Source organism: Caballeronia sp. M23-90 (genome assembly GCF_053574605.1).
This window is the reverse complement of sequence record NZ_JBSIPA010000354.1, coordinates 1-7011: the sequence shown is the minus strand read 5'-3', so window position 1 is coordinate 7011 and position 7011 is coordinate 1. Positions and strand designations below refer to the sequence as shown.

General features: G+C 62.7%; 3 protein-coding genes and 1 pseudogene. 3 read left to right on the top strand and 1 reads right to left on the bottom strand.

All coding sequences use genetic code 11. The features are described 5' to 3' along the window. A partial coding sequence (gene glnE / locus ACRXB1_RS26435; RefSeq protein ID WP_449493716.1) for a bifunctional [glutamate--ammonia ligase]-adenylyl-L-tyrosine phosphorylase/[glutamate--ammonia-ligase] adenylyltransferase occupies positions 1–1354 on the bottom strand: 1354 nt, incomplete at its 3' end. A 208-nt stretch (positions 1355–1562) separates the two neighbouring features. Between glnE and ACRXB1_RS26430 the strand changes: the two genes are divergently transcribed. The 3 genes and pseudogenes from ACRXB1_RS26430 to tldD form a co-directional block, all read left to right on the top strand. Continuing rightward, positions 1563–5807 (top strand): YhdP family phospholipid transporter, encoded by a 4245-nt coding sequence (locus tag ACRXB1_RS26430; RefSeq protein WP_449493715.1) that lies wholly within the window; start codon positions 1563–1565, stop codon positions 5805–5807. Between the two features lie 73 nt (positions 5808–5880). Next, a complete protein-coding gene (locus tag ACRXB1_RS26425) occupies positions 5881–6702 on the top strand; it encodes a carbon-nitrogen hydrolase family protein (protein ID WP_449493714.1) in 822 nt (273 codons plus the stop codon). Positions 6703–6828: 126 nt separating this feature from the next. Further along, positions 6829–7011: pseudogene (gene tldD / locus ACRXB1_RS26420) on the top strand (metalloprotease TldD); the annotation flags it as partial.

Below are 7011 nucleotides of genomic sequence, written 5' to 3'. Positions count from 1 at the left end.
TGCTCGAACACCGCTTGCAATATAGAAACGATGCACAGACGCACGCCACGCCGCAACCGCCGTCGCCGTTCACCTTGTCGGCGAAAGTCTGGTCGAATTGATATTCGACGCGCGCCCGATGCGCTTCCAGCGCGTCCTTGAGCGCTTCGTAACTGGCGAAGCCCATTGTTTCGGCAAGCACCGCGCGGTCCTCCGGCGAGACCGGCATGGCGTGCGTCTGTGCATCGTTTCTATATTGCAAGCGGTGTTCGAGCTTACGCAGGAAGAGGTATGCCTCGGTGAGCTCGGCGCAGACGGCGGGCGCGATCAGTCCGTACGCCACGGCTTTCTCCAGCACGGACAAAGTCGGACGAATCCGCAGATCGGCAAGCTGGCCGCCCCGGATCAACTGGAAAACTTGCGCGCTGAATTCGATCTCCCGGATTCCGCCGCGGCCGAGCTTGATGTCGTCGGCCTTATCGGGGCGCATGGACGCACGGCGCTGCGCTTCCTGGCGAATCTGGACATGCAGCGACCGGATCGCGCTAATCACGCCGTAGTCCAGATACCGCCTGTATATGAATGGCGTGGAAAGCGCCTCGAGTTGCCTGGCGAGCCGTTGCGCCGCTTCGCTTTCGCCCTCGGAAACCAGCCGCCCCTTGATCCATGCATAGCGCTCCCATTCGCGGCCCTGCACGTAAAAATACTCTTCGAGCATGCCGAGTCCGCAGGCCAGCGGACCGGCATCGCCGTTCGGACGCAGGCGCATATCGACACGAAACACATAGCCATCTTCCGTTACTTCAGCCAGCGCGCCGATCAGCTTGCGCCCAAGCCGCGTGAAATATTCTTGCGTCGATAAAGCCGCGCGTTCCCCGCCCGTCGTCTCGCCATCGTCCTCATAAACGAAGATCAGGTCGATATCCGATGACACGTTCAACTCGCGTCCGCCCAGTTTTCCCATGCCGACAACGCCCAACGTCAGGCGCTGTCCGTCCTGTCCGCGCGGCTCGCCGAAGGTGGTCTCCAGATCCTTCGACAAAACCGCCAACGCCCGCCGAATGGTCAGCTCCGCGAGGTCGGTCATGGCGCCGGTGACTTCCGCGACGTCGGCGAGACCGGCAAGATCGCGTTCCATCACCGTGCAGAAAACCTCTCCACGAAGCCTGCGCAACGCGGTCTTGAGCCGGGCTTCATCGAACCGGGCACCGCCTGCACACACGTCGCACAACGCGTCCAGACGCTCCTCGATCCACGCGCGCCGGACCGGCGCCTTCGACCATTGCGCGATGTGCGCCGGCAGTTCGGGACGCGCGGCGTAGAGGCGCGCCGCGTAGTTGGAGGCGCTGGAACTCAGCAAGGATGCTTCGGTCATGGAAAGTCGGGCTCGGTCATTGCTCTGCAAACATGTCCGGCTCGTTGCCGGGGCTTTTGTAACAAAGTGCGCAGAAGACGGGAAAGGTCCATCCGGCGCGGCTCAGCGGGCGCATCGTAGCGTCTCCCCGCAGTTTTTTGAACTGCGCGCTGTGTTACATTTCAACGTCAAATCTCGAAAACCTACCATATCGCCGATCCGCCGCCGCATGTCCAACCAAAAGGAATTTGCCGACCTGCCAGAAGCTGTACCAATGAAGCTTGGCGGTCGAGTCGAGCGCGTTTTGACGCGGGCGCTCAAAGTCCTTCTGGTGCTGGTCGCCGTGGTGTATTTCGCGGTCGCCGGTATCTATCTGGTCTTGCGTTACGCCGTGCTGCCTCAGATCGATGCGTTCAGGCCGCGCATCGAGCAGATGGTATCGGCGAAAATTCATGCGCAATTGCGCCTTGGACGGATCACCGCGAAATGGTCCGGCCTGCAGCCTTCCTTCGATATAGACAACCTGCGCATCGACGCCGCCGACGGTTCACCCGGCGTCGCTGTCCCGCACGCGAGCGCGACGGTCGCGTGGCGTTCGCTGCTCGGGCCCATCCCGGTGCTCTCGAACCTGACCGTCGATGGACCCGACGTCATCATTGCGCGTAACAAGGACGGCACGTTCAGCGTGGCCGGCGTGCCGATCCCGGCCAAACGCACCGGCAACAATACGTTCATGACCTGGCTGTTGAGCCAGCAAGCCATCGTGCTGCGCGACGGCACGCTGCGCTGGCATGACGCGCAGCGCGGCGCGCCGGAACTTGCGCTCAAGCGCATCAAGCTCGCGATACTCACCGATGGCAACCGCCACCGCCTCGCGCTTCAGGCGCCGCCGGATGGCGACGTGCTGCATGGTCCGCTCGATTTCCGCGCGGATTTCACCCATACGCGGTTCAGCACGGCGGGCCGTCCGGAGAACTGGACGGGAGACGCGTATTTATCGACGGGACCGGTCGATCTACCCACGCTCGCGCACTACGTGAAGATGCCGTTCGCGACCTACAGCGGCCGCTTCGATAACCGCATCTGGCTCGACTTTGCAGACGGCAAACTGAAGACGGCGGGCGGCGACCTGACGGGTTCGGACATCGCGCTGCGCGTGCGCCCGACGCAGCCGCGCCTCGACATGCCCATCGCGAAATTCAATTGGGATCTCGGCTTCCAGGACAACGAATACACGCTGCATCTCGCCAATCTGCAAGCCGAGCTCGGCCAGAAACCGATGTCCGACGGCACGCCCGTGTCCCGGTTGCTTGCCATGCACACGCTTACCGGCAGATACCGCGCGGCGTCCGTGAATCTCGGGCAGAAGTTCGGCGTGTCGGGCGATTTCGTGGATCTCGGCATTCTTGGCGAATTCATGCGCGCGCTGCCGTTGCCGTCGAAGGTGCAGAACGACCTGATCCGCTTCGATCCGCGCGGACAGATTGCCAACTACACGCTGGAAACCGAACGTCCCGCGCCGACCACACCTGCTCAGGCGCAGGCGCAACGCGAAAAAGGCACAGAGCCGCCTACGCGTTACACCGTCAAGGGGGACCTTCGCGGCGTGAGCGTGCTGGCGCAGGAACCGCCGCCGGGCCTGACGGTGAACAACCATCCGCGCGCCGGGATTCCAGGCGTGGAAAACCTGTGGGGCAGGATCGACGCAGACCAGGACCACGGCAGCGCGGTCATCGATACAAAAAATACCGCGATCACGCTTCCCGGCGTCTTCGACAACCCGCGCCTCGTCATGGATCAGATCGATGGCCGCGTGACCTGGACCGTCGCCAACGCCCCCGGCAAGCCGCACAAGGCGATCACGGCGCATATCGACAATCTGCACGTGAAGAACGCCGACGCCGAAGCCCGCGCCACGGCCGATTACAAGAACGAAGGCGAAGGGCGCGGTTCGCTCGACCTGAAGGCGACGGCCGAGTATCTGAAGGTGACGAGCCTCACCCACTTCTTGCCGACGAGCATCAGCGAGAAGCTGCGCATGTATCTCGGACACGCGTTGCAGGCGGGCGTCTCGCGTAATGGCACCATCGAGATTCATGGCGACCTGACGAAATTTCCCTATTCCCGTTTCCCCGATGCCGGCAAGTTCCGCATCGTCGCGCCGTTCACCGGCGGCAAGTTCGAGCCCACGCCCTACCCGCCCAAGACCATGGCAAACGGCACGCCGAATCAATGGCCGGCCTTTGATGGTATCGACGGGACGTTTCATCTGGCCGAAAACAAACTCGGCTTCGATATCACGCGCGGTCATTACCTGGGCATAGGCGTGCGCAAGACCACGGGGCGCATTGAAGACCTGGGAAATCGTGAATCGAAACTGATCATCGATGCCGACGCGCACGGTCCGATCACCGACATGCTGCGCTACGTAGAAGACAGTTCGCTCGGCTCGCTCTCGCAACATGTCGCGACCAAGATCCACGCGACCGGCAATGCCGCGCTCGCGCTGCAATTGCAGATTCCGCGCGTCGCGCCGCCGCCCGGTCAGCGGCAACGCGTGGGTTACAAGGGCTCGCTCACGTTCGCCGGCAACGATCTCGAATACGAGGCGTTTCCGCCCCTGTCGAATCTGAGAGGCCGCGCGAGCTTCGGAGAAAAAACCGCATCGCTCGATGGCATCACCGGCAAGTTCCTCGGCGGCGACGTGCGCGGCACGGGCGGCGTGAAACCCGACGGCAGTTATGCATTCGATGTCACTGGCCGTATCGGTGCGGACGCGGCCCAAAGCCTGAACCTGCGCAATCAGGCGCAGACGGTGGCGCTGCTCAAACACCTCAGCGGCACAGCGCCTTACGACCTGCGGGTGCGCGGCGTAAAAAACGCGTTGCCGCGCGTTGAAGCGAACTCCGATCTGACAGGCCTCGGCCTCGATTTCCCTGCGCCGTTCAACAAGGCCCAGGGCGCGCCGATGCCGTTCACGTTCACCTTCGCGCCCGTCGCCGGATCGCAGGTGGAACACGATGCAAAGCTCACGCTCGGGCCCGTCAATGCGCACTACCTGCTCAAGCGCGAAGGCAAGGCGGCGCCCGTTGTGGAGCGCGGTGCCATCGGCGTGAACAAGCCGGCGGATCTTCCGGCCGAAGGCGTGACAGCAGCGGTCGACCTGGATGAACTCGATGCCGATGCCTGGCGCAAGACCATCTCGGATCTCGGGCCAATGCCAGCCCCTGCCCCTGCCGCAGCGCCGCCTGTCCGGCTGACGGACGGCAAGACTCCGTCTACCGTCGCGAAGCAGTTCGTTCCCGACCGCATTGCCCTGCACTTCACCACGCTCAAGCTGCTCGCCCGGCGCTGGGAAAACGTGGCCATCGGCGCCACGCGCGGCGATGGTGACGACGACCGCAAGTGGAAGGCGAACATCGCGTCGAATCAGGTGTCGGGATATGTCGAATGGCTGCCCGGCGCGACCAAGGAGAGTCCGGGCGCCCTGCAGGCGCGCTTCGCCAAGGTCGTGATCCCGGACAAAACGGAGAACGACATGGTCGGGCAAATGATCCGCAGGCCGCCGCCGAGCAACATGCCGTCCATCGACTTGATCGTGAACGAGCTCGTGGTGCGCGAACGCACGCTCGGGCGACTGGAAGTCAACGCGCGCAACGGCGTGGAAGACGGTGTGCCGGTCTGGCATCTGGACAAGCTCGACCTGGAGAACCCGGACGCGCGGCTTTCGGCTACGGCCAACTGGCGCACGATTCCGGGCGCCGGAGCGCATCCGGAAACCGATTCCGACGATGACGGCCCGCGCCGCACGGCCGTCGATTTCAAGCTCGATATTCTCGATGCCGGCGCGCTCGTCGAGCGCATGGGTTTGCCGCAGACGGTGAAGAACGGCAAGGGCTCGGTCACGGGCCAGCTCGGCTGGGACGGCAGCCCCGCCGCGATCGACATGCCCACGCTCAACGGCAAGGTCGCCGTCGATTTCGAGCACGGCCAGATCCTGAAAGTCAAAAACGCGGCGGCGGTCAAATGGCTCGGCGTATTCAGCCTGCAGAGCCTCGCGCACTTTCTTACGCTGAACTTCCAGGATGTCGTCGGCAAGGGCCTGCCGTTCGAGAAGATTACCGGCACCGCGACGGTTCAGGATGGCATCGGACGGACGGACGATTTCAAGATGGTCACCCCGCCGGCGCGCGTCGAACTGACGGGTCTCGTCGATCTGCCGAAGCAGACGCAGGACATGCATGCCAAGGTCATCCCGACGATCAGTGCGGGCGCGGTGGCCATTGGCGCGGCCGTGATCAATCCGCTGCTCGGCCTTGCCACGCTGGCTGGGGATCTGGTGTTGTCGAAGTCGATTGGCAAAGCCTTTACCCGCGACTATTCCATTACCGGCCCATGGTCGAAACCCGTCATTCAGCGGGTCAAAGGCGATCAGGGTAAGATCGAAATTCCTGCTGCCGCAGAGGCGGATTGAGCGCGCTTGTCGCGCTAATGGCTTGCGTTGACGGCAAATCGATCATTTATCGTGCCCTTTTTAAAAGGCTGACATGAGCGAAAGCATCCCCGATAATTTCCGCGTCGCCGCGCTGCAAATGGTCAGCGTGCCGGATCGCGACCGAAATATCGCGGAAGCGGGACGGCTGATCGCCGAAGCCGCGCGTGACGGCGCGAAGCTTGTGCTGCTGCCGGAGTACTTCTGCTTCATGGGTTTCAAGGACACGGACAAGCTCGCGATCCGCGAAACCTTCGGCCAGGGCCCGATCCAGCAGTTCTTGTCCGATGCCGCGCGCGAGCATCGGGTCTGGATCATCGGCGGGACGTTGCCGCTGGAATCATCGGAGGCGTCGCGTGTGCTCAATACCACGCTCGTTTTCGATCCCACCGGCAAGCAGGTCGCCCGCTACGACAAGATCCACCTGTTCAACTTCGAAAAAGGCTCGGAATCCTTCGATGAAGCCCGCACCATCTGCCCGGGCAGCGAAGTGCGTACATTCGAAGCGCCGTTCGGACGGGTGGGTTTGTCGGTGTGCTATGACCTGCGTTTTCCCGAGCTCTATAGGAAGATGGGCGACTGCGCGTTGATGGTCGTGCCGTCCGCCTTCACGTATACAACCGGCGAGGCGCACTGGGAAACGCTGCTCAAGGCGCGTGCGGTGGAAAACCAGTGCTACGTGCTCGCCGCAGCGCAGGGCGGCAAACACGAGAACGGGCGCCGCACCTGGGGCCACAGCATGCTGATCGACCCGTGGGGCGAGGTCGTGGCCGTGGTGGAAGAAGGCCCGGGCGTGGCAGCGGGAAATATCGATAAAGCGCGCATCGCGTCTGTCCGGCAGAGCCTGCCGGCCTTTCGTCATCGCGTGCTGGGCTAGCTTGGGAGCTAGCTTGTTTAGTTGGCTTGTTTTTTTCGGAGTACCCCTCCATTTGGTCAGGGTGTGGCATAAATGCTCCGACGTTAGAATGCTTTTAATCCCTACAGACTTCGCCACAGGCACCGAATGAACATCATCGAACCCGGCATCCGAAATCTCGCCACCGCGAAAGAGATTCTTCTGACGCCTTACGGCCTAGACGAATCCACCATTACGCGCACGCTGGCAGAGATCTTCACGCACCGCGTTGACTATGCGGATCTCTATTTCCAGTCCACCCGCAGCGAGGCGTGGAGCCTGGAGGAAGGA